Below are 23,877 nucleotides of genomic sequence, written 5' to 3'. Positions count from 1 at the left end.
AGGAGACACATCATGAAAAAGAGAATCGCGTTGCGCGCCATGGTCGCGTTGTGCCTGGCTATTGGTGGCGGCATGGCGCATGCGCAGGACACCTATCCATCACGGCAGGTCCGGTTTGTGATTCCGTTCCCGCCCGGCGGCACGCTGGATATGCTGGGCCGCGACCTGGCGCAGAAACTCAGCGAGCAGACCGGTCAAAGCTTCATCGTGGAAAACCGGTCGGGCGGCAACGGCATCATCGGCGCCGACGTCGTCGCCAAATCACCGGCCGATGGCTATACCTTGCTGTTCAATGCGTCGACATTCACCACGGCGCCCATGACCATGAAGGCGGTGCCCTTCGACGTGAACAAGAATTTCGTGCCGGTGGCCATGGCGGGCAAGGCGCCGCTGTCGGTATCGGTGAAGAAAGATCTGCCCGTCACCGACCTGGCCGGCTTATTGGCCTATGCCAAGAAGAACCCGGGCCAGCTTACCTTCGCCGTGGGCTCCATTGGGTCTGCCGGCCATCTGGCCACCGAGCTGTTGAAACGCCAGGGCGGCCTGGACTACATGGTCATACCCTATCGCGGCACGTCGCCCGCATTGCAGGACTTGGTTGGTGGGCGCATTGATGGCTTCATCGATCCGGTTTTGGGCGCCGTGTCGTACTACAAAAGCGGCATGCTGAAGATCCTGGCCGTGACGTCTGACGCGCGTCTGCCAAACCTGCCCGACGTGCCCACGGTCAGCGAAGTCCTGCCCGGCTATCAGTTCTACAGCTGGTACGGACTGTGGGCGCCCGCCGGCACGCCTGGGGCCATCGTCGAGAAGCTGAACGCCGAGGTCAACAAGGCCTTGGCTTCCGGCATGACGGCCAAGTACGAACAACTGGGCGTGTCGTTGACGCCGGGGTCGGCCGCGGCGTTTGCACGCTTCCAGAAAGACGACATGGCACGGTCGCGCAAAATCATCCAGGAAGGAAATATCCATGTTGAATAATCCGGCGGGCGCGCTGGCGGTGGTGACCGGCGCCACGGGCGGCATCGGCTTGGCCATTGTGCAGCGCCTGCTGGACGCGGGCTGGCAGGTGGCGGGCCTGGACATCGGGCCGGCCGTGGCGCGGCATGCGGCCTATCGCCACATCATCGTTGATCTGTGCGATGAAGCCGCTACCCGGCAGGCGTTGCAGGGCTGCAAGCACGCCGGCGCGTTGGTGCATGCCGCGGGCATCATGCGGGTGGGGCCCCTGGCGCAGTTGGACCCCGCCGACGGCGAACGCATGTGGAAGCTGCACGTGGATGTGGCGGTGCGGTTGGCCCAGGTGCTGACCCCGGGCATGGCCGAACGCGGTGACGGCCGCGTGGTGCTGGTGGGCAGCCGGACGGCCCAGGGCATGCCCGGGCGCAGCCAGTACGCGGCGTCCAAGGCCGCGCTGGTGGCGCTGGCGCGCAGTTGGGCCGCGGAACTGGCGCCCCAGGGTGTCACCGTAAACGTGGTGTCGCCGGCCGCCACGCAGACGGGCATGTTGCAGGACCCCGCCCGCGCGGGCAGCGCGCCGCGCATGCCTCCGATTGGCCGCTTGATACAGCCCGAGGAAGTGGCGGCGCTGGTGGCGTTCCTGCTGTCGCCACAGGCGGGCGCCATTACCGGCCAGGACATCGCCATCTGCGGCGGCGCGTCATTGCCGCGCTGAGCAGGCCCGCTGTGGTATCCCATTACCACCCCCTGCGTCGTCGTGGCGAGCACAATGTCTCCCAGAACATCAAGAACCGGAGCCCCTGGCGGGCGCTGAACCGGCCGCCCCTCATCCCAAGGAGACATTCATGAGCAAGAAACTATTGATGCTGGTCGGCGATTACGCCGAAGACTACGAAACCATGGTGCCCTTCCAGACGCTGCTGGCGGTGGGGCACACAGTGCACGCGGTCTGCCCGGACAAGAAGGCCGGTGACACCATCGCCACCGCCATCCACGATTTCGAAGGCGCACAGACCTACAGTGAAAAGCGCGGCCACAACTTTGCGCTGAATTTTGACTTTGACCGCGTCGAGCCCGCCTCCTACGACGGCTTGGTGATACCGGGTGGACGCGCGCCCGAATATCTGCGGCTGAACGAGAAAGTGCTGGATATCGTGCGCGACTTCGATCAGGCCGGCAAACCCATCGCCGCGGTGTGCCACGGCGCGCAATTGCTCGCCGCGGCCGGTATCTTGAAAGGGCGCACCTGCTCGGCGTACCCCGCGTGCGCGCCCGAGGTGCGGCTGGCGGGCGGCACCTATGCCGAGATCGGCATTGATCAAGCCTACACCGATGGCAACCTGGTGACGGCGCCGGCCTGGCCCGCGCACCCGGCATGGCTGTCGCAGTTTCTGGCCGTGCTGGGCACCAAGATCACGCACTGATGCGCGGACCGGTGCTGGACTGCATCAGGCAAAGTCCAGCACCACCCGGCCTTCGATCTGGCCCTGCTTCATGCGGTCGAACACGCCGTTGATGTTCTCCAGCCGATCCGTGGACACGGTGGCGCGCACCTTGCCGGCTTCGGCAAACTGCAAGGACTCTTGCAGGTCCAGCCGCGACCCCACGATAGAGCCGCGCACGGTCACGCCATTCAACACCATGTCGAAGATCGACAGCGGGAAGTCGCCCGGCGGCAAACCGTTCAGCGCCACGGTGCCGCCGCGCCGCACCATGCCCAGCGCCTGCTCAAACGCCTTGGGCGATACCGCCGTGATCAGTGCGCCATGCGCGCCGCCGATTTCGCGCTTCAGGTAGGCGGCGGGGTCGGTGGTCCTGGCGTTGACGGTAACCTCGGCGCCCAGTCGGCGGGCCAGGTCCAGCTTGGTGTCATCGATGTCAACCGCGGCCACGTTCAGGCCCATGGCCCGGGCGTATTGCACCGCCATGTGGCCCAAGCCGCCAATGCCGGATATCACCACCCAATTGCCCGGGCGCGTGTCCGTCATCTTCAGGCCCTTGTACACGGTCACGCCCGCGCACAACACGGGGGCGATGTCGACAAAGCCCAGATTCTTGGGCAGCAGCCCCACGTAGTCGGCGGCGGCCAACGCGTACTCGGCGAATCCGCCGTTGACGGAGTAGCCGGCGTTCTGTTGCTGCTCACACAGTGTTTCCCAGCCGCCCAGGCAGTGTTCGCAGTGGCCGCAGGCGGAGTACAGCCAGGGGATGCCCACGCGGTCGCCTTCCTTCACATGGGTCACGCCAGCGCCCACCGCAACCACATGGCCCACGCCTTCGTGGCCGGGAATGAAGGGGGGATTGGGCTTCACGGGCCAGTCGCCCTGCACCGCGTGCAGGTCGGTATGGCAGACACCGCAGGCTTCTATCTTGACCAGCAACTCGCCCGGGCCCGGGTGGGGCACGGCCACTTCTTCGATCACCAGGGGTTTGCCGAATGCGCGCGCCACCGCGGCTTTCATGGTCTTTTCCATCGTCTGCTCCATCTTCAGGTCAGTTTGCCTATGCTCGACCGCCTGCGTGTTCGGCACCATGACTTTTATCAACCGCGACCACATGCCAGGGGGGCGCATGCCGCGGCCCTAAGCCCCTTGGTGTGTTGCGAGCGCCGCGCCAAACGTCGTAAAGTGGTCGTCCGAGAGGCGCGCCGGGCAGGCTCGCCTGGCCCCTGGTCCGGGAGCTTATATGTGTGAAATCTTCATCCGCGCGAGCGAGCATTCCTACGCGCCCGAAACCCGTTCGCTGCGCCTGCATGGCGTGGCGACCAGCTTGCGGCTGGAGCGATTGTTCTGGCAGGTGCTGGAAGAAATCGCCGGGCGCGACGGCATGCGCGTCACGCAACTGATCGAACGGCTGTACGACGAACTGATCGAATACCGTGGCGAGGCCGCCAATTTCACGTCCTTCCTGCGTGTCTGCTGCCTGCGCTATCAGTTGTTGCAGGCCGATGGACGCATTCCGCAGGATGCCTCGGTGCCGATCCGGTCCCTGAATCCGCAAGCGGTGCTGGAAGGGCTGCCGACGTCGATGTACGACGCAGAACCGCTGCGCGCCAAGCGGCGCGTTGCCGCTTAGGCGGCTTAAAAAAACAAGGCCCGATCGGATCGGGCCTTATGCACTCGTCATGGGGCGGCCTGCCCGCAGGCGGTCAGCCACCAGGCGGTATCGATGCCGCCATTGCCACTTCGCTTTGCAGAATGCGGCGGATGCGCACGGCGTCGCCAATGCGCGACAGCTTGCCTTGCGAGTCCAGCAGCACGATGGCCAGGTCACGGCCATTGATGCGCGCCAGCATCACCAGGCATTCGCCGGCCTCGTTGATGTAGCCGGTCTTGGACACCTTGATGTCCCAGTCGGGCTTGCGCACCAGCAGATTGGTATTACGGAAGGTCTGCGTGCGGTGGTTGATTTCAACGTCGTACTCGGTATCGGTCGAGTAGCGATGGATCAGCGGGCGTTGCGAGGCCGCGCGCAGCAGACGGGCCAGATCGTGCGGCGACGACACGTTGTCGCTGGACAGGCCGGTGGGCTCGATGAAGTGCGTGCTGGTCATGCCCAGCGATTGCGCCTTGGCGTTCATGGCGGCCACGAACGCGGGCAGGCCGCCCGGGTAGTGGCGGCCCAGCGCGTTGGCCGCGCGGTTTTCGGACGACATCAACGCCAGGTGCAGCATGTCGCCGCGCGACAGCTTGGTGCCCACCCGCAACCGCGACGTGGTGTGCTTGAGGCCGTCGATGTCATCGTCGGTAATCTCCAGCATTTCGTCCATCGGCAGGTTGGCGTCCACCACCACGACGGCGGTCATCAGCTTCGAAATGGAAGCGATGGGGCGCACGACGTTCGCGTTCTTGGCGAACAGAACCGTCGACGTTTCCAGGTCTTGCACATAAGCGGTGCTGGAGCGCAGCGCGGCGGCTTCGGCTTGCACCGATGAAGCGGCCGGCGGCATGGCGGCCGAGGCCGCCACCGCCGCGGCGCGTTGCGCGCGGCCCGGCTTGTTGGGTTTGCCGTTCTTGCCCGCGGCCGCACCCTTTTTGGGCGGCGTGCCCTTGGCGGCCACTTGTCTGCCGCTTTTGGGCGGCGTTTTTTTCGCCGTGGACGAAGACTTGGGTGGGCTTTTCTTGGCGGTGGACGAAGACTTGGGCGGCGCCTTCTTGGCGCTGGAGGACGATTTGGGAGTGGCTTTGGGCGCGGCTTGCTTGCCGGCCGAGCTCTTGCCGGACGCGGCCTTCGGGGCAGGGGCCTTCTTGGCCTGTTGCGCCTTGCAAGCCGCCGATTTGGCGTTGGTCTTGCAAGGGTCGGAATTTTTCGCGGCTTGCGCGGCAGGGGGCAGGAGCGCGCACATCGCCAGCGCCATCGGCGCTACCGCGTTCGCAATTGCACGTTTCCAGGAAAATGCCATGGTTGAGCAGGCTTATCAAGCTGTGAAGAAATGTTTCTCAAGCCGGCGTGTCGTCGGTTCAGAAAAAGTCCAGATGAATTAGGGGCTTACGCGACGAATTTAAACAGTACATCAAGAGGTGTGCAAGGCGATTCGCCATGTTGTCATAAAAAAATAATAGTGACGCATACGTCATGGATGCAATTTGTCACAGTGCCGAGATGAGAAGCTAACGGCGCGGCGCGCGTGAGCGTAGCCCGGAATAACCCTCATTTGGCTGAACGTCGGGTTGCGAAGAACCGCGTCATCCATGAGGTGGTGGGGAAGATCGTTTATATCCACGTCATCTGCGACATACGTCAGGACTTCAAGACAAAGCTTGCAAGGCGGCCCGTCCGAACCGGTTAGCCACCTGGCCGGACGCGGATGCGAGCCACATTGCCCGTGTGCATCGTGCGGTCCATTTCATATTCCGCCTCGCATCGCAAGCCTGCCTTTGAAAAGCGATACAATCCCGCCCGCAGTGTGTCTCCGTAGTTCAACGGATAGAACAAGGACCTCCTAAGTCCTAGATACAGGTTCGATTCCTGTCGGAGACGCCATCTTGTCGATTTAGGATTCGTCTGAAATTGCTGTGCCGATAGCGTCGGCATGTGCTACCCGCGCCAAGGCGGCGTCATAATGCGCGCAGTGCCGACGGGACCCAACACAATTACAACCTGCGCCCGCGGCCCGACCCCTGACGCAGGAGACTTCCACCATGATGCTGGGCTGGCTTGCGCTTGCCTTGTTGACCTTTGCCCTGCTGGCGTATGCCGCCTTGAGGCACAACCCGCTACGCATGCCCGATCTGTTGGCCACGCTGGACAGCATGGATCAGGGCGTAAGCGTGGTGGATGCGCGTATGCGGCTGGTGGCGTGGAACCAGCAGTATCAGCGCCTGTTCGATTACCCCGACGGTCTGCTGCGCGTGGGCCAACCCGTGGCCGACCTCATCCGCTTCAATGCGCATCGCGGCAAGTTCGGGTCGGACCCGGGCCTGGATATCGACGCCCTGGTAGGCAAGCGCATCGCCTTGATGCAGGCTGGCGCCGTCTATCACCGGCAGCGCACCTTGCGGTCTGGGCGCGTGCTGGAATTGCGTGGCCGGCCATTGCCGCGCGGCGGTTACGTCACCAGCTATAGCGACATCACCGATTTCAAGCGCGTCGAACGTGAGCTACGAGACATCAACAACACGCTTGAGCAGCGCGTCAGTGCGCGGGCGCAAGAGGCCGAAGCGGCGCAGCAGTCTCGCACCCAGTTCCTGACCGCCGTCAGTCACGACGTGCTGCAACCCATCAACGCGGCGCGTCTGTTTGCGTCGGCGCTGAACGAGGAAGACCGGCCCGAGGCGCAACGCTATCTGGCGGGCCGCATCAACACGTCGCTGCGTGCGGCGGAAGAATTGCTTGACGGCCTGCTGGATGTCTCGCGGCTGAACGCGGGGGTGCTCAAGCCCGAACTCAGCGACTTCAACGTGGAACCCATGCTGCGCCAACTGGCCGACCAATACGGCCACGTGGCGCTGCGGGCCGGCTTGCAACTGCGCCTGCACGCCAAACCTTCGCTGCTGGTGCGCAGCGACCCGCGCCTGTTGCGCCGTATCTTGCAGAACTTTCTGGCCAATGCGCTGCGTTACACGGGGGGCGGCCGCATTCTGTTGTCAGCGCGTTCGCAAGGCGGGCAAGTACAACTGCAAGTGTGGGACACCGGGCCGGGCATTCCCCCGCATCAATTGCGCCGCATCTACGACGAGTTCCAGCGCTACGAAAAGCCGCAGAACCGGGAAGGGCGCAGCTTCGGCCTGGGGCTGTCCATCTGCCGTCGCTTTGCGTCGTTGCTGGGACATGGGCTGGACGCGCGCTCGGCGCTGGGCCGTGGCAGCGTGTTTTCGGTCAGCGTGCCCGGCGTTGCAACCCCAAGGCCCGCGCGGGCTCGCTTGAGCGGCGCGGCGTCGCGGTTGCAATGGTCGCCCGTGCATGCCTCGCTACAAGGTTTGCGGGTGCTGTGCCTGGACAACGACTCGGAAGTGCTCGGTGGCTTGCAGGCGCTGTTGGGCGGCTGGCAGGCCAGTGTGTGGTGCGCGGCCACGTTGGACGACGCCCTGGCGCTGATGCGGCATCAGCCTCATGTTCTATTGGTGGACTTCCTTCTGCGCGACCGTATGAACGGGTTGGATAGCCTGGACGCCTTGCGCGCCGGCTCGCCTGCCGCGCGAGGCGCGCTGCTGGTGGCGGATGGCGCAGATGCCTTGGCGCAGGCGGCGCGGGCGCGCGGTTATCGGGTGCTGACCAAGCCCATCAAGCCGGCCTCGCTGCGTGCCTTGCTGACGGCGAAGCTGCGCGCGCAGATGTTGACGCACCACGAGCCGGCATATCAAGGGTTGGCGGATACAGGGTTGGCGCATCAAGAATTGGCGCAGCGGAGTTCGGAGCAACATGGCTTGGCCGCATCACGCTTCACCCCTGGGGTTTGACGCGATAGCGCCATAGCGCCAGGTGCCAAGACCCAGCCGCGCGGCGATCAACACGGCTTGCGTGCGGTTCGATACCCGCAGCTTGCGCATCACAACGGTCATGTGGGCCTTGATGGTGGCTTCCGATATCTGCAATTCGTGCGCAATCTGCTTGTTCAGCAATCCCGCGCCCACCATCTGCAATACCCGGAACTGCTGCGGCGTCAGTTCGCGCACATTGGCCGCCATGGCCGGCTCGCGCGGCAGGGCGCCGCGGCTTGCGGCAATGATGGCGCCGCCGGTATCGGGCTCCCAGGTGCCGCCGTCCATCACATGCAGCAAGGCCGCGCCCAGCGTATCGGCGTCTGATGATTTCGGGATGAAGCCCATCGCACCGTGATCCAGCGCGCGGCGTATCAATAGCGCGTCTTCATGCGCCGACACAATCACGATGGGCAACTGCGGATGCTGGTTGCGCAAATGGCCAAGCGGCCCCAGGCCGAAAGAACCCGGCATGTCCAGGTCCAGCAACAGCAGGTCGGCGTTGGGGCAGGAGTCGACCAGATCGTAGAGCACGGGGATCTGGTCGGCTTCGTGTATGACGGCGTCCGGGAACACACGGCCGATCACCCCTCGCAAGGCTTCGCGAAACAGCGGGTGGTCGTCGGCGATCAGCAGGACAGGCATCGTCCGATCATGCCACACGGCGCTCGCGCACCAGCGTCTGGACCACGGCGGGATCGGCCAGCGTGGTGATGTCGCCCAGGTCGTCGATGGTGTTCTCGGCAATCTTGCGCAGAATGCGGCGCATGATCTTGCCCGAGCGCGTCTTGGGCAGACTGGGCGCCCACTGCAGGTGGTCGGGCGTTGCAATCGGGCCGATCTCGCGGCGTACATGCGCCACCAGTTCCTGGCGCAGCGTGTCGGACTGCTGCGCGCCGGCTTTCAGCGTGACGTAGACGTAGATGCCCTGGCCCTTGATGTCGTGCGCGAAGCCCACCGCGGCGGCTTCGGCCACCTTGGGGTGCGACACCAAGGCGCTTTCCAGTTCGGCGGTGCCTAAGCGGTGTCCGCTGACGTTGAGCACGTCGTCCACCCGCCCGGTGATCCAGTAGTCGCCGTCTTCGTCGCGGCGGCAACTGTCGCCCGTGAAGTACATACCCGGATAGTCCTTGAAGCAGCCCTGGATGTAGCGCTGTTCATCGCCGTACACCGAACGCGCCTGACCGGGCCAGGAATCGCGGATGAACAGGTTGCCTTCGCCGGGGCCCTGGATGATGGCGCCGGTTGTCACATCGACCAGTTCCGGCCGGATGCCATAAAAGGGTGTGCTTGCCGCGCCCGGCTTGCCGGCCCGCGCGCCGGGCAGCGGCGAAATCAGGATGCCGCCCGTTTCGGTTTGCCACCAGGTGTCCACGATGGGGCAGCGGCCCGCGCCCACCACGTCGTGATACCAGCGCCAGGCTTCGGGGTTGATGGGTTCGCCCACCGACCCCAGCAGTCGCAAGGACTTGCGTGACGTGCGCAGCACGGGCTCGGGCCCTTCGCGCATCAACGCGCGAATCGCGGTGGGGGCGGTGTAGAAGATGGTGACGGCGTGTTTGTCGATGACCTGCCAGAAGCGCGAGGCGTCGGGGTAGCTGGGCACGCCTTCGAACATGAGGGTGGTGGCGCCGTTGGCCAAGGGGCCATAGACCAGGTAGCTGTGGCCGGTGATCCAGCCCACGTCGGCCGTGCACCAGAAGACGTCGCTGTCGCGAAGGTCGAACAGGGTGGCGTGCGTGTAGGCGGCATAGACCAGGTAGCCGCCCGTGGTGTGCAGCATGCCCTTGGGCTTGCCGGTGCTGCCCGAGGTGTAAAGAATGAACAGCGGGTCTTCGGCATTCATGCGTTCAGGCGGGCAGTCGTCCGGCTCGCGTTCCATCAGGCGGTCCAGCCAGTAGTCGCGTTCAGCGGTCATGTTGACGGGTTCGCCCGTGTGCGGCACCACCAGCACGGTGCGCACGCCTTCCATGCCGGGCATGTCCAGCGCGGCGTCCACGTTGGCTTTCAGCGCAACGCCGCGGCCCGCACGGCGGCCGCCGTCTGCGGTGATGATGGCGCGCGCGCCGCAGTTGCGCACGCGGTCGGCAATGGACGCCGGCGCAAAGCCGCCGAACACCACGTTATGCACCGCGCCGATGCGCGCGCACGCCAGCAGCGCCACCACGGTGTCGACGATCATCGGCAGATAGATCGTCACGCGGTCGCCGCGCCCGATGCCCTGGCGGCGCAGTGCATTGCCCATCCTGCAGACCCTGGCGTGCAGCTCGCGGTAGGTAAGCCGTTGCGAAGGAATGGCGGGGTCGTCGGATTCCCAGATCAGCGCGGTCTTGTCGCCGCGCGTTTCCAGGTGCCGGTCCAGGCAGTTGACGCTGACGTTGAGTTCGCCGTCGGCATACCAGCGGATATGGAAGTTGTCGGGCAGCAGGTTGACGTCACGGATCTGGGTGGGTTCGCGATACCACTGCAGGCGCTTGGCCACGTCCGCCCAGAACGCGTCGGGGTCGCGCAACGAGGCCGCGTAGCTGGCGTCGTACTGCTCCTGCGTGACGGTGTGGGGTCCGGCAAACCCCTGGGGGACGGGGTAGCGCTCGCGTATGGGTTCCATGACGGCTCCTGAGTGCGGTTAATGGGCGACTGCGGTGGTGGCGCCTATGCCCGTCTGGCTGCGGACGGTCAAGGCGTCGAAGGCCAGGGCTTCTTCCCGCGCCCTGGCACTGTTGTCCAGCGTGGAGAACAGCCAGATCGAAAAAAAGGCCAGCGGAATGGACAGGATGCCCGGGTTGGGAAACGGCGTGATGGGCGTGGCAAAGCCAAACACATCCACCCATACCGTGTCGCTCAGCACCACCCAGATCGTGGCTGAGGCCAGCCCGAGAAAGCCGCCGATGGTGGCGCCCAGCGTGGTGCAGCCGCGCCAGGAAATCGACAGCACCAGCACCGGGAAGTTGGCGCTGGCCGCAATCGCGAATGCCAGGCCCACCATGAACGCCACGTTCTGGTTTTCAAACACGATGCCCAGCAGGATGGCCATGACGCCCAGCGCAATGGTGGACAACCGAGAGATGCGCATCTGCTGGGCTTCGGTGGCGCGGCCCCGCGCGATGACGTTGGCGTAGAGGTCATGCGAAATGGCCGCCGCGCCCGCCAGCGCCAGGCCCGCCACCACCGCGACGATGGTGGCGAAGGTAACGGCCGCCAGGAAGCCCAGCAGCAGGTTGCCGCCCACTGCATTGGCCAGGTGCACGGCCACCATGTTGGTGCCGCCGATCAGGCTTTTCAGCATGTCGAACTGGCCGTCCGCGCCCGTCAGGTAATACTCGGGATGGCGCACCAGCAGCGCCACCGCGCCAAAGCCGATGATGAAGGTAAGCAGGTAGAAGTAGCCGATGAACGAACTGGCGTAGATGACCGACTTGCGCGCTTCCTTGGCGTTGGACACCGTGAAGAATCGCATCAGGATGTGCGGCAGCCCGGCGGTGCCGAACGCCAACGCAATACCCAGCGACAAGGCGTTCAAGGGGTTGCTGCTGACCTGCGCGCCCGGCGCCAGCAGTTCCATGCCGGATGGGTGCACGCGCGTGGCCTCCGCCAGCAAGGCATCGGGGCTGTAGTTGAACGCGGCCATCACCAGCACCGTCATCAGCGTGGCGCCCAGCAGCATCAGCACCGCCTTGATGATCTGCACCCAGGTGGTGGCGGTCATGCCGCCGAAGGCCACGTAGATCATCATCAGCGACCCGACGATCACCACGGCAACGTTGTAGTCCAGCCCGAACAGCAGCACGATGAGCTTGCCCGCGCCCACCATCTGCGCAATCAGGTACAGCGCGATGATCAGCAGCGACGCGCTGGCCGCCAGCACGCGCATCGGCGTCTGTGCCAGGCGAAACGAGGTGACGTCGGCGAAGTTGTAGCGCCCCAGGTTGCGCAGCCGTTCGGCGATCAGGAACATGACCACGGGCCAGCCGAACAGAAAGCCGATGGCGTAGATCATGCCGTCGAAACCGCTGACATAGACCATGCCCGCAATGCCCAGGAACGACGCGGCCGACAGGTAGTCGCCCGCAATGGCCAGGCCGTTCTGAAAGCCCGACAGCCCGCCGCCCGCCGTGTAGAAGTCGGACGTGGTGCGGGTGCGCTTGGCGGCCCAGTAGGTGATGCCCATGGTGCCGGCGATGAACGCCAGGAACATCACGATGGCGGACATGCTTGCCTGCCCGCCGGTAGCGGCGCGCGCCGCGCCCGCCAGCCCGCAGCCCAGGATGAAGATCAATGCGGCGCCGAATTTCTTGTTTTTCATGACACGTCCTTGATGATGGCGGCCAGCAGCGGGTCGAACACGGAATTGGAGATATGCACGTAAGCGGAAATCAGCACCACGGCGCTGCACACGACCAGCGTGCCGGTCAGCACGCCGATGCTCATCGTCATGCCCGGCACGGGGCTGCCGAAAAACACGGGGTCAAACGCCAGCGTCAGGATGAAGCCGGCGTAGATCACTCCCGTGATGGCAAAGAACAACAAACTGGCGCGGCTGCGGCGGCGTAGCAGTTCCTGGTATTTGGGATGCCGCATGACGGCGGCGACTCTGCTTTCGGGTTCGGGTACTAGGGGGGAGGGGGGCACTCGGGGGGAGGTCACGTGGGGTGAAGGCACGTGTTTGGGGGTGGGCACGATAGGGCTCCTTGTTGTTATTGCCGGGCGCCGTCAGCGCAGCCGGATCGGCTCGTTTGGCGATGCCTCGCGGGCCTCTGCCCAATATAGAGACGCATCACGTACCCGAACACACGACCTTAGTCGTAAGGGGTAGGCCCTAGTGACAAGGCGGCGCAATGCGCGATTCGTCAGCAGGGCTATTACCGTCGCCAAGGCGCCGACTTGTATATGATGTTGGCCGGGTCCCGAGGAGGGGACGCAAACCCAAACAACAACCAGACACGGGTTTCATGTCTAGCCAAACCGATACGATTTCCACGCGCACCCTCATCCTGGGTACTTTGGTGGTGCTGCTTGCCATGGGCGTGCGCGCCACTTTTGGCCTCTTCATGCAGCCGATGGGCCTGGCCCACGGCTGGGGGCGCGACGTGTTCTCGATGGCGTTCGCGCTGCAGAACCTGGTCTGGGGCGTGGCCTGTATCTTCATGGGCATGCTGGCCGACCGCTACGGCTCCGGCCGCACGATCGCGCTGGGCGCGGTGCTCTACATGTTGGGCATGATCGGCACCCGTTTCGCCACCGACGAAACCACGCTGTACCTGACGGCGGGCGTCCTGGTCGGGCTGGGCCAGGCGGGCACCACGTTCCCAGTGATCTTGCCGGTGGTGGCGCGCGCGGTGCCGCCTGCCTACCGCAGCACGGCCATGGGCATCGCCAGCGCGGGCGGCTCGTTGGGCCAGTTCGCGGTGGTGCCGACCGGGCAGGCGCTGATCACGGGCATGGACTGGCCGGGCGCCTTGTGGGTGTTGTCGCTGTTCGTGGCTTGCGCCGCGCCGCTGGCGTACTTCCTGCGCGGCCGCCCGCAAGCGCAGTCCGGGCCGCAGCAGTCGCTGGCCGCCGCCGTGCGCCAGGCCGTGCGCCACCCCTCGTTCCATTTCCTGTTCCTGAGCTACTTCGTCTGTGGCTTTCACACTGCCTTCATCACGCTGCACTTGCCCGCCTACGTGACCGACGGCGGCTTGACGGCCGGGCAGGGCGCGACCGCGGTGGCGCTGATTGGCCTGTTCAATGTGGTGGGCTCTTTCTATGCCGGCAAGCTGGGCGGCAAATACAGCAAGAAGCGCCTGTTGGCCCTGGTGTATTTCATGCGCGCCTTCGGCATCGTGCTGCTGTTGGCGATGCCGCTGTCGGCCTGGGTGCTGTATGCGTTCGCGGCGTGGATGGGCTTGTTCTGGCTGGGCACCGTGCCGCTCACGCAAGGGCTGATCGGGCAAATCTACGGTCTGCGCTACGCCGCCACGCTGTCGGGCATTGTCTTCCTGGGGCACCAGTTGGGCAGCTTCATTGGTGTCTGGCTGGGCGGGTATGCTTACGCCAAGACCGGCAATTACGATATGGTCTGGTGGCTGGGCTTGGCGCTTGCCGTCATTGCCGCGCTGCTATGCCTGCCGGTGCGCGAGCAACCGGTGAATGTCGCCGAACCCCGACCCGTGGCCACCTGATATCTGGAACCCTGACCATGCCGCACGCCAACAACCCTGCCGTCCGCCGCCATCGAGGCTGGCGCGCCGTGGGCGTGTTGGCGCTGGCGGTGGTGCTGGGCTTGGCGTTCTGGGGCTACACCACGCCCGACATGCAGCTGCATTGGGAAAACCTGGCCGCCCTGTGCGGCTTCTAGCCGCTTCTTTTTCGGATGCCCATGCAGGACGCGCCGTTTTCCCCTCCCTTGCTTTCCTCATCCTTGCTGTCCCTGCCGGACATCGGCGCCATGCCCGCCGCCCACACGCTGGTGCTGACGGTGAACAACCGCCTGTCGCGCCGGCTGACGCTGGAACTGGCCGGCTTGTTGCGCCAGGAACGCCAGGTCAGCGAGCTGCCGCGCATCCTACCCCTGTCCGCCTGGCTTGCCGAATCCGCCAACGAACTGGCGTTTGAAGCCGACGAAGACGTGCCCGCCTACCGGCTGGACAGTTTCGCTACGCAATTGGTCTGGACCGAAGCCATCCGCGCCGAAGAAGCCGAGCGCGTGCTGCTGGACGCCAGCCAGGCAGCCAAGCTGTCCATGGATGCCGACCTGTTGATGGACGAATGGGACTTGCAGGTGCCCTCGGGCGCCGATACCGACGAATATCGCGGCTTTGCCAAGTGGCGCGTGCGCTACCGGCAAGTGTTGGCGGGTATCGATGCCGAGGACGCCAACCAGGGCTACGCGCGTGTGCTGCGCGCCTTGGAAGACGGGCGCTTGCCTATTCCCCGGCAACTGGTGCTGGCTGGCTTCACCGACGTATCGCCACGCTTTCGCCGTCTGCTGCGCGCCTTTGAAGATCAGGGCTGCCAGGTGGCGCAATGGCGCGATGAACAGCGCGTTGAAACCGTGGCCCGCCGCTTCGAAGCCGCGGATCAGGGCGCGGAATGGCGCGCGGCGGCGGCTTGGGCCGCCAGCCAGTTGCGGGCGCATCCGCAGGGGCGGTTTGCCATCGTGTCGCCGCAGTTGGAAGCCGAATCCCCGTTTGCGCGGCGTGTCTTGAGCCAGGCTTTGGCCGGCCGCGACGGTGCGCCCGCTCATGCTTTCAACGTGGCCGTGGGCCGGCCGCTGAATGACTGGCCGATGGCGCGCGCCGCGTTGGCGTGGCTGCGCGCGTTGGCCGAATGCGCGGGCGGCAAGGGCTGCGGCGTGGACGTGCTGGGCGCGGCGCTACTGGCCGGGCATTGCGCGGGCGACGTGCGCGACCGCGCGCGCCTGGCCGCCATCGACGCGCGTTGGCGCCGTCAGGCCGTGCAGCGCGTCAGCCCGAACGATTGGAAGAAGCTGCTGGCCGACACGCCCGCCTTGGCGCAGGCCTGGAACCAGGCCTTGGACATCTGGACCCAGGGCGGCCGCCAGGCCACGTGCGACGTCTGGATGCTGCGCATGAAGGCGGCGTTGACGGCGCTGGGCTTTCCGGGTGAAGGCGCGCTGGACAGCGTGGCGTATCAGGTCATGGGCGCCTTGGGCGATGCGCTGAGCAGCTTTTCGGCGCTGGCGCCAGCTGCCGGCCGGCTGGGCGGCGTGGCGGCGGTCAACCTGCTGCAAAGCGTGGCGCGATCGGCCTCGTTCCAGCCGCAGCGCGATCCCACCGCGCGCTTGGACGTGCTGGGCTTGCTGGAGGCCGAAGGCGGCTACTGGGACGGCGTGTGGATGCTGGGGCTGACCGATGACGTGCTGCCCGCGTCGCCCAAGCCCAACCCCTTGTTGCCCTTGGCCGTGCTGCGCCAGGCCAAGGCCCCGCGCGCCACGCCGGAACGCGAACGCGAATGGGCCGAAGGCATGTATGCCGCGTTGTGCCGCTGCGCGCCCGACATCATCGTCAGCCATGCCCATATGGAAGGCGAACGCGAGCTGCGGCCATCGCCGTTGATTGCCGGCGCCGCCTTGACCGATTGGACGCCGCCGCAGGCTGAAGCCACCGCGGCGCTGCCGCAGGAATCATTGGACGACAGGCAGGGTCCGCCCTTGGCGGCGGGCAACCGGGGCGGTGGCGGGCTGGACGTGCTGGACACGCAGGCGCGCAATCCGCTTTGGGCCTTCGTGCGGCACCGCCTGGGTGGGCGCGAGTTGGCGCCTTATGCCGATAGCGCCACGGTGAACGTGCGCGGCCAGTTCCTGCACAAGGCGCTGGAATTGGTGTGGGGCATGATGCCCGACCAGGACACGCTGCACGACGTCATCGCCACCCAGCGGCTGGCCGCCTTGGTGGAACAAGCCGTGGCCCAGGCCGCCGAGGAAGAACTCAAGGACTATGCGCCCGCATTGAAAGCGCTGGAATGCCAGCGCGCGCAGACGGTGCTGGCGTCGTGGCTGCACATGGAGGCGCAGCGTTTGCCGTTCGCTGTTGCCCAGGTCGAAAAGAGCCATCAGTGGCAGCGGGGCGCGTTGACCCTGAAGCTGCGCCTGGACCGCATCGACAGCCTGGCCGATGGCCGCAACGTCATCGTCGACTACAAGACCGGCGTGGCCGCCGCCAAGCCCGAACCCGATTGGTCGCGCAGCCGTCCCGTGAACGTGCAGTTGCCGTTCTATGCGTCGGTGCTGGCGGATGCCGCGGGCGGCGAGGTAGCGGGCCTGGTGCTGGCGCAGATCCATGCGCGCCAGGTGGCCGCGCAAGGCCTGGCCGACGAAGACCTGGGCGTGCCCGGCGTTACCTTGGCCAGCGACAGCAAGTTCTTCGACGGCCTGACCTGGCCGGAAATCCGGCAGCGTTGGCGCGTGGCGATCGAAGCGCTGGCCGATGAATACGTGGCGGGCGTGGCCAGCAATGTGGCCTACCGCCGTGACGACCTGAAATACTGCGATGCATTGCCGTTCTTGCGTCTGCATCTTGACGACGAGGACGCCTGAGCCATGGCCGACACAGAACGCCTGCCACAGGACCACGCCGCGCGCACCGACGCGCTGGACCCCACCCGCTCATTCCTGGTGCAAGCCCCGGCCGGCTCCGGCAAGACCGAGCTGCTGACCGACCGCATCCTGGCCTTGCTGGCCACCGTGAACCGGCCCGAGGAAATCGTCGCCATCACCTTCACCCGCAAGGCTGCGTCCGAAATGCATGCGCGCGTGTTGAGCAAGCTGCGGCGCGGGCTGGATGGGCCGCCCGAGGCCATGCATGAACGCCGCAGTTGGGAACTGGCGCGCGCCGCGCTGGCTCGCAACGCCGAGCAAGGCTGGCATCTGCTGGACCACCCGGCGCGCCTGGCCATCCGCACCATCGACTCGTTCTGCGCGGGGCTGGTGCGCAGCATGCCGTGGCTGTCTGAACTGGGCGGCATGCCCGACATCACCGACGATGCGCGCGCCCATTACGAAGCGGCGGCTCGCGCCACGCTGGACCTGGCCGACGACTACGACGCCGTGCGCATTCTGTTGCAGCATCTGGATGTAGATGTGCAGGCTGCCAAGGACGCCATCGCCGACATGCTGGGCCAGCGCGACCAATGGCTGCCGCTGCTGCGCCACGGTTCCGATCGCGCCCGCATGCAAGCCATGCTGGCCGAAGCCATCGGCGAAGACCTGGACGCGCTTTGCGAGGCCATGCCTTATGGTTGGGCCGACGCGCTGTGCGGCCCGGCCCGGTTGGCCGCGGCTCATTTGCAAGACGGCGAAGACGACAACAAGCTGCTGGCGCTGTTGGACTGGACGGAAGAGCTGCCGCCCGATGCGGACATGCTGGACCAGTGGCGCGCCGTGGCCCATCTGCTGCTGACGGGCACCGGCAGCCTGCGCAAGACCGTCAACAAAAACCTGGGCTTTCCGGCCAAATGCGCGCACAAGGAACCCTTTGTCGCGTGGCTGGAAGCCGCGGACGACAAGGCCGCCTGGGTGCGCCGCCTGCATGCTGTGCGCGACATCCCCAACCCGCATTTCACGGACGCGCAATGGGAAGTGCTGGGCGCGCAGTTGATGACTCTGGCGTTGGCCGTGGCGCAACTGCGCCTGCGCTTCGCCGACCAGGGCGAGGTGGACTTCATTGAAATCGCGCAACGCGCGGCCGCCGCTCTGGGTAGCGCAGACGACCCGGGTGAACTGCTGCTGAAACTGGACGCGTCGATCCGCCACCTGCTGATCGACGAATTCCAGGACACCAGCCAGACGCAGCTTGACCTGTTGCGCACCTTGACGTCGGGCTGGCAGGCGGGCGATGGCCGCAGCCTGTTCCTGGTGGGCGATCCGATGCAATCCATCTACCGCTTCCGCAAGGCGGAGGTGGGCCTGTTCCTGGAAGTGGCCGACATCGGCGTGGGCGAATTGACGCCCGACTTCCTGAATCTGACCGACAATTTCCGCTCGCAGGCGGGCATCGTGGAATGGGTGAACCAGTCGTTCGCGGGCCTGCTGCCCAAGCGCAGCGACGCCGCCGCGGGCGCCATCGCCTACAGCCCGTCCACGGCATTCCACGAGGCGCTGCCTGAAGCGGCGGTGCGCTTTCATCCCGCCTGGTCGCGCGCAGGTGGAACACCGGCGGAAGAACAGGCCGAGGAAATCGCGCTGGGCCTGGTGCGCCAGGCCTTGGTCGACCACAAGGGCGCCAAGCACCCGGTGGCGGTGCTGGTGCGCGCGCGCAGCCATTTGGGCAACCTGACGCGGCGACTTGCGCAGGAAGGCATCCGCTGCCGCGCCGTGGACCTGGTGCCGCTGGCCTTGCGTCCGGTGGTGGCCGATCTGGTGCAATTGGTGCGCGCGCTGTCGCATCCGGCCGACCGGCTGGCGTGGCTGTCGGTCTTGCGCGCGCCGTACTGCGGCTTGACGCTGACGTCGCTACAGCGTCTTTTTGGCGACGACCACATCACGCCCGTTCCCGTGCTGCTGGAGCGCGCGCTGCGCATGACGCCGCCAACGGCGCCGGTGGTTGTGCCCCAGGCCAACAGTGCCGAGCCGCAGGGTTCCTTGTTCGACGCGGCGCCAGCGGCGTCCGAAGCAAGCGAAGCGCTGGAATCTCCCGCCGCGCAAGCGGTGTTGAGCGCCGACGAGTTCGAACGCCTGCGTCAGGTGGCCGCCATTTTGCTGGACAAGCGCAATGCCTCCGGCGCAATGCCCTTCGCGGCCTGGGTCGAGTCCTTATGGCGGCGTCTGGGCGGCCCGGCGCTGTACGCTGGCCTGTCGGTGTCCAACGACGCCGAAAGCCTGTTCCAGTTGCTGGAGCGGCTGGCGCCGCACGGCGGCATTGATCCGGCAGCGCTGGACGCCGGCATCTCGCGCCTGTTCGCCGCGCCTGATGCGGCGGACGAGGATGACGGCGCGGTCGAAATCATGACCATGCACAAGTCCAAGGGACTGCAATTTGAAACGGTCATCCTGTATGGCTTGCACCGCGCGCCCCGAGGGGATCAGGCGCCACTGGTGCGGTTTGAACAAAGCGGCGGCCGGGTGCTGTTCGGCCCGGTCAAGCCGCGTGCCGAGGTCGAGGCTGACCCGATCTCACGCTATCTAGGTGCCCGCGAGGCCCGTCGCGCGTCCTACGAAATTGATCGTTTGTTGTACGTAGCGGCGACCCGGGCGCGCAAGCGCCTGCATCTGGTGGGCCATGTCGCGGTCGACGAGGCCACGGGCCAAGCCAAGACTCCGCCGTCCGCCAGTTTGCTGGGCCGTCTATGGCCGTGCCTGGCCGCGCCCGTGCCTCCGGTGCAGGAGAACGAGGCGGAGTCCGACGCGGTGGACGGCCCCGAATGGCAAGGCGAGCCGCTGCGCCGCGTGGCCGGTGACGGTCTGGCGCAATTGGCGCGGCTGTCCAATGTCGTCATCAGCCCCGGCTTTGGCGCAGCGGAACGCGGCGCCTGGGGTGACGGCAGCGAACATCCCGCCTGGCAACTTGAAGCCGGCTACGACGCCGCCATCGGCACGCTGGCGCACGCCTGGCTTGCCCGCATCGGCCAAGACGGCGTCCACGCCTGGCCTGCCAACGCCCTGGCCGACCGCCTTCCCGCCATGCGCCGCCAGTTGACCCGCGCCGGCATCCCCGCCAGCCAGGCCGACGCCGCCGCCGAGGCCGTCCTGGAAACGCTGCAAGCCACGTTGGCGGACGAACGCGGCCTGTGGCTGCTATCCCAATCCGGCGCCCGCCGCGAATGGCCGCTGATCGACGCCGCCGGCAGGGTATCGGTGATCGACCTGGCGCTAAGCACCGAAGACGGCTGGCTGATCGTCGACTACAAAACCGGCCGCCCCCATCCGGGGGAACCTTCGGCGGTGTTTGCGGCAAGGATGCGTCAAAGGCACGGCGATCAGTTGCTGCGGTATTGCGCGCAGGTCACATCGCTGGACGGCCGCAAGGCCAAGGCCGCGTTGTATTTTCCCAGGGCGAAGGCGTGGATTGATTTGCAGGGGTGAGGGGTGTGGTGGATGTGAGGGTGGTGTGAAGTATGCGGGAGATGGGTTGCGCGCGTAGACGATCAATTTTCTTCTGACGGCCAACCCGCGCTTCACCCATCCTACGAAAGAGTGCGCCGCCAAGAGTCCCGCCAATTGAATGGCGGCAAAGCGTCGGGCAAAGCGAAGCGAGCCACAGAGAGCCCGACCAATCGAACGGCGACAAAGAACCGGGCAAAGCGAAGCGAGCCGCAGAAAGCCGAGCAAAGCGAAGCGAGCGTGCACAAGCAAGGCAAAGCGAAGCGAGCCAAAAATGGCAAGCGAAGCAAAGCCATCACCCCCTCCCCCTCGGGGGGAGGGCCGGGGAGGGGGCAACATACCGCCCCACAGGGGCCCGCCAACCGGAAGGCTGCAAGCAAGCGAAGCGCAGCTCTGCTAGAATTCCGGTTGGCGGGCCCCTCCGCATGGTTCGACGGTGAACCTGGTCAGGTCGGGAACGAAGCAGCCATAGTCGTTTAGGGTCAGTGCCGGAGTAAGGCTCGCCAACCGGATTCTTCAAAGCAAAGGGTCATGATTTCAGTTCATGGCCCTTCGCTTTCAAGGGGGACGGGGTTATTTTCCAGGGATTCGTTCCACGGGAATAAGCCCGTCCCCTTTGCATTTCAGCCAGCACGCGAAACAGGCTCTACAATCCAGCCATGACTTATCTGGTACTGGCCCGCAAGTGGCGGCCGAGATCGTTCGATACCCTCGTGGGACAGGATCACGTGGTCCGCGCGCTGACTCATGCGCTCGACTCCCAACGCCTGCACCATGCCTGGTTGTTCACCGGCACGCGGGGCGTGGGCAAGACCACCTTGTCCCGCATTCTGGCCAAGTCGCTCAACTGTGAAACCGGCATCACGTCCAAGCCTTGCGGCGTTTGCCGCGCTTGTACGGAAATCGACGCCGGGCGCTTTGTTGACTACCTGGAGCTGGATGCGGCCTCGAACCGCGGCGTCGAGGAAATGACGCAGTTGCTCGAACAGGCGGTGTACTCGCCGGGCGCGGGGCGCTTCAAGGTCTACATGATCGACGAAGTGCACATGCTCACCGGCCATGCCTTCAACGCCATGTTGAAGACCCTGGAAGAACCGCCCCCCCACGTCAAATTCATCCTGGCCACCACCGATCCGCAAAAGATCCCGGTCACGGTGCTGTCGCGCTGCCTGCAATTCAACTTGAAGCAGATGCCGGCCGACTCCATCGTCGGGCACCTGCAAGCGGTGCTGGGCCAGGAAGAGGTCGCCTTTGAAGTGCCGGCCTTGCGCCTGATTGGCCAGGCCGCCCAGGGTTCGATGCGCGACGCATTGTCCCTGACCGATCAAGCCATTGCCTATAGCGCCGGCAACATGACCGAGGACGCCGTGCGCGGCATGCTCGGCACCATCGACCAGCGCCACCTGGTGCGTCTGCTTGACGCCCTGTCGGCGGGCGACGCCAAAAGCGTGGTGGCCGTGGCGGATGAGCTGGCCATACGCGGGCTGTCGTACGCGGGGGCGCTGGCTGATCTGGCCGTGCTGCTGTCGCGCGTGGCGATCGAACAGCGCGTCAAGGGCGTCACGGCTGCCGAAGACCCGCTGGCCGCCGACATTGCGCGGCTGGCACTTAGCCTGCATCCCGACGCGGTCCAGTTGTTCTATTCAGTGGCCGTGCATAGCCGCAGCGAACTGACGCTGTCGCCGGATGAATACGCGGGCTTCATCATGGCCTGCCTGCGCATGCTGGCGCTCAATGGCGACGCCGGTCCGCAGACCGCCTTGGAAGCGCCTGCTACTCCCGCCCGCCAGACGGCGGAACCGGCTGCGGCTTCCGCGCCCGAAGCGGTTGTTGCGGCGGCCGAGGTTGCGCCTGTTGTTGCGCCAGCCGCCGCAGCCGTCAGCGCGCCAAGGGTTGCGCCCGTTGTTGCTGATGTTGTTGCTTCCGTGGCTGAGCCAGTGGTTGAACCCGCAGCTGCTCCCGCAGCATCCCCGGTGACCACCCCCACGGCTGCGCCCGCGCCTGCCGCAGTGGACGAACCCGCGCCGCAGGCAGCGGTCGCGTCCGCCGCGCCGGTTTCCGAACCTGTCCAGGCGGTTTCCGCACCCGTCGTGCCGACGCCACAAGTTACGGCCCAAGCCGCACCGCAAGCCGCGTCTCAAGCCGCGCCGCAACCGGCCACTGCCGCAACGGCAGTGACGCCCGCGCCAGACAGCGTGCCGCCGTGGGAAGACCTTCCGGCTGGCACGACGTCTACCGCGCAAACGGCGGCAGCGCCTGCGCCCGAATCCATGCTGGCGCCTGCGCCGGAACCCACGCCAGAGCTGTCTCCCGCCGCGCCTGCCTTTGACGCCGATGCGGCCGCTGCCGTCGCGCCCGCCGCTGCTACCGCTCCCGCCGTCGACGCCGCCGCCAAGGGCGCAGGTTCCGCCGCGCTGGCGGTCACGCCCGCGGTTGCTGCCGTGCTGGCTACCGCGCCGGCCGAGGCCGACGACGACGGCCCGCCGTCCTGGGTTGACGAAGAAATTCCGTTTGAAGCCGAAGGCGGCTTTGTGCCGGAGGGCGGTTTCACGTCCAACCCGGACGACGACGAATTTGAAACGCTGGCCAGCGCGCCGTCGGTGGCGCCGCCACCGGCAGCCCGTCGCGAAGCTCCAGCGCCGTCTCGCAAGCGCGCCTCGCGCGCTCGGATGTCTGACATGACGCAGGCCGGCTGGCCCGAATTGGCCGCGCGCCTGCCCGTCACCGGCTTGGCGGCCGAACTGGCGCGGCAAAGCGAATGGGCCGGTGTGCAGGGCGATGCCATCGTGCTGCGCGTGGCCGTCAAGACGCTGGCCGAAAGCGAAAGCCGGGTGCGTTTGCAAACCGTCTTGTGCGAACATTTCGGCCAGGGCATCCGGTTGGATGTGCAAGTCGGCATTACCGGCGACGACACTGCTCACGCGGTTGCGAAAGCCGAACGCGCCGCGCGCCAGCAGGCCGCCGAAGATGCGGTGGCCGTCGATCCCTTCGTGCAAGCGTTGTTGGCCGATTTCGGGGGCCATGTCGTCCCCGACTCCATCCGCCACGTTGATCCCCCGGCCGCTGCCTGACGCGGCGGTCATCTCTTATTTCCCTCGTTCAAGGAACATCCATCATGATGAAAGGACAACTGGCCGGCCTGATGCGCCAGGCGCAGCAGATGCAGGAAAACATGAAGAAGGCGCAAGACGCGCTGGCTGAAATCCTGGTCGAAGGCGCCTCGGGCGGCGGCCTGGTCAAGGTCACCATGACCTGCCGCCACGACGTCAAGCGCGTCGTGATCGACCCGTCGCTGCTGGGCGACGACAAGGACATGCTGGAAGACCTGGTTGCCGCTGCGTTCAACGACGCGCTGCGCAAGGCCGAAACCACGTCGCAGGAAAAGATGGCGGGCGTCACCGCCGGCATGCCGCTGCCCCCGGGCATGAAGCTGCCGTTCTAAGCAAGGCTGCCCTGGGC

17 protein-coding genes, 1 tRNA gene and 1 other RNA gene are annotated in these 23,877 nt (G+C 66.0%); 13 read left to right on the top strand and 6 right to left on the bottom strand.

The genetic code is table 11. The features are described 5' to 3' along the window. Positions 1-12: 12 nt before the first annotated feature. From WBR68_RS14920 to WBR68_RS14910, 3 genes are all read left to right on the top strand, one after another. On the top strand, positions 13-981 hold the full coding sequence (locus tag WBR68_RS14920) for a Bug family tripartite tricarboxylate transporter substrate binding protein (protein ID WP_127185472.1): 969 nt from the start codon (positions 13-15) through the stop codon (positions 979-981). After that, positions 971-1,675, top strand: coding sequence for an SDR family NAD(P)-dependent oxidoreductase (locus WBR68_RS14915; protein ID WP_230694619.1), 705 nt, complete (start codon positions 971-973; stop codon positions 1,673-1,675). The genes WBR68_RS14920 and WBR68_RS14915 overlap by 11 nt, the downstream gene beginning before the upstream one ends. 130 nt (positions 1,676-1,805) lie before the next feature. Then, on the top strand, positions 1,806-2,384 hold the full coding sequence (locus tag WBR68_RS14910) for a DJ-1/PfpI family protein (RefSeq protein WP_050449768.1): 579 nt from the start codon (positions 1,806-1,808) through the stop codon (positions 2,382-2,384). Positions 2,385-2,408: 24 nt separating this feature from the next. Here WBR68_RS14910 and adhP read toward each other — a convergent pair whose 3' ends face one another. Then, complete coding sequence (adhP, locus tag WBR68_RS14905) at positions 2,409-3,434, bottom strand: alcohol dehydrogenase AdhP (protein ID WP_230694618.1); 1,026 nt, start codon at positions 3,432-3,434, stop codon at positions 2,409-2,411. Positions 3,435-3,645: 211 nt separating this feature from the next. Between adhP and WBR68_RS14900 the strand changes: the two genes are divergently transcribed. Next, entirely contained in the window at positions 3,646-4,035 is a 390-nt protein-coding gene (locus tag WBR68_RS14900) for a ribbon-helix-helix domain-containing protein (RefSeq protein ID WP_230694617.1), read from the top strand. Positions 4,036-4,108: 73 nt separating this feature from the next. Here WBR68_RS14900 and pbpG read toward each other — a convergent pair whose 3' ends face one another. Continuing rightward, positions 4,109-5,362: a D-alanyl-D-alanine endopeptidase gene (pbpG, locus tag WBR68_RS14895; protein ID WP_050449770.1), complete on the bottom strand. Its 1,254-nt coding sequence runs from the start codon at positions 5,360-5,362 to the stop codon at positions 4,109-4,111. 506 nt (positions 5,363-5,868) lie between these two features. Here pbpG and WBR68_RS14890 point away from each other — a divergent pair. Together WBR68_RS14890 and WBR68_RS14885 are read left to right on the top strand one after the other, a co-directional pair. Continuing rightward, positions 5,869-5,943 (top strand) — tRNA-Arg (locus tag WBR68_RS14890). Positions 5,944-6,101: 158 nt separating this feature from the next. Then, positions 6,102-7,859, top strand: coding sequence for a PAS-domain containing protein (locus WBR68_RS14885; RefSeq protein WP_230694616.1), 1,758 nt, complete (start codon positions 6,102-6,104; stop codon positions 7,857-7,859). Here the strand turns inward: WBR68_RS14885 and WBR68_RS14880 are convergent. From WBR68_RS14880 to WBR68_RS14865, 4 genes are read right to left on the bottom strand one after another with little or no spacing between them, the layout of a single operon-like run. Next, the gene (locus tag WBR68_RS14880; RefSeq protein WP_230694615.1) at positions 7,836-8,525 is read right to left on the bottom strand and encodes a response regulator transcription factor; all 690 of its coding nucleotides are present in this window, start codon (positions 8,523-8,525) and stop codon (positions 7,836-7,838) included. The genes WBR68_RS14885 and WBR68_RS14880 overlap by 24 nt on opposite strands. Positions 8,526-8,532: 7 nt before the next feature. Then, the gene (acs, locus tag WBR68_RS14875) at positions 8,533-10,488 is read right to left on the bottom strand and encodes an acetate--CoA ligase (RefSeq protein WP_127185466.1); all 1,956 of its coding nucleotides are present in this window, start codon (positions 10,486-10,488) and stop codon (positions 8,533-8,535) included. Between the two features lie 18 nt (positions 10,489-10,506). After that, positions 10,507-12,183 carry a cation/acetate symporter ActP gene (actP, locus tag WBR68_RS14870; protein ID WP_127185465.1) on the bottom strand — a complete coding sequence of 559 codons (1,677 nt, stop codon included), beginning with the start codon at positions 12,181-12,183 and terminating at the stop codon, positions 10,507-10,509. Further along, positions 12,180-12,458, bottom strand: coding sequence for a DUF485 domain-containing protein (locus WBR68_RS14865; protein WP_050449774.1), 279 nt, complete (start codon positions 12,456-12,458; stop codon positions 12,180-12,182). Before WBR68_RS14865 ends, actP begins: the two co-directional genes overlap by 4 nt. 371 nt (positions 12,459-12,829) lie before the next feature. Here WBR68_RS14865 and WBR68_RS14860 point away from each other — a divergent pair, with 371 nt between their 5' ends. The 7 genes from WBR68_RS14860 (at position 12,830) to WBR68_RS14830 (ending at position 23,860) form a co-directional block, all read left to right on the top strand. Then, positions 12,830-14,041 carry an MFS transporter gene (locus WBR68_RS14860; RefSeq protein WP_050449775.1) on the top strand — a complete coding sequence of 404 codons (1,212 nt, stop codon included), beginning with the start codon at positions 12,830-12,832 and terminating at the stop codon, positions 14,039-14,041. Between the two features lie 17 nt (positions 14,042-14,058). Continuing rightward, complete coding sequence (locus WBR68_RS14855; RefSeq protein WP_164741288.1) at positions 14,059-14,217, top strand: hypothetical protein; 159 nt, start codon at positions 14,059-14,061, stop codon at positions 14,215-14,217. A gap of 21 nt (positions 14,218-14,238) precedes the next feature. Next, positions 14,239-16,917 (top strand): PD-(D/E)XK nuclease family protein, encoded by a 2,679-nt coding sequence (locus WBR68_RS14850; protein ID WP_230694614.1) that lies wholly within the window; start codon positions 14,239-14,241, stop codon positions 16,915-16,917. A gap of 3 nt (positions 16,918-16,920) precedes the next feature. Next, the gene (locus WBR68_RS14845; RefSeq protein ID WP_230694613.1) at positions 16,921-20,400 is read left to right on the top strand and encodes a UvrD-helicase domain-containing protein; all 3,480 of its coding nucleotides are present in this window, start codon (positions 16,921-16,923) and stop codon (positions 20,398-20,400) included. A 428-nt stretch (positions 20,401-20,828) separates the two neighbouring features. Next, positions 20,829-20,926: signal recognition particle sRNA small type (gene ffs, locus WBR68_RS14840), an RNA gene on the top strand. Positions 20,927-21,077: 151 nt separating this feature from the next. Then, positions 21,078-23,489, top strand: a complete 2,412-nt coding sequence (gene dnaX, locus WBR68_RS14835; RefSeq protein WP_230694612.1) for a DNA polymerase III subunit gamma/tau — start codon at positions 21,078-21,080, stop codon at positions 23,487-23,489. A gap of 44 nt (positions 23,490-23,533) precedes the next feature. Next, the gene (locus tag WBR68_RS14830; protein ID WP_006221090.1) at positions 23,534-23,860 is read left to right on the top strand and encodes a YbaB/EbfC family nucleoid-associated protein; all 327 of its coding nucleotides are present in this window, start codon (positions 23,534-23,536) and stop codon (positions 23,858-23,860) included. Positions 23,861-23,877: the final 17 nt, after the last annotated feature.

Origin of the sequence: Achromobacter sp. JD-1 (assembly GCF_038594925.1) — a bacterium.
Taxonomy (GTDB): Bacteria; Pseudomonadota; Gammaproteobacteria; order Burkholderiales; family Burkholderiaceae_B; genus Achromobacter; species Achromobacter spanius_C.
Note: the sequence above shows the minus strand (reverse complement) of the source record. Positions and strands in the feature narration are given on the sequence as shown.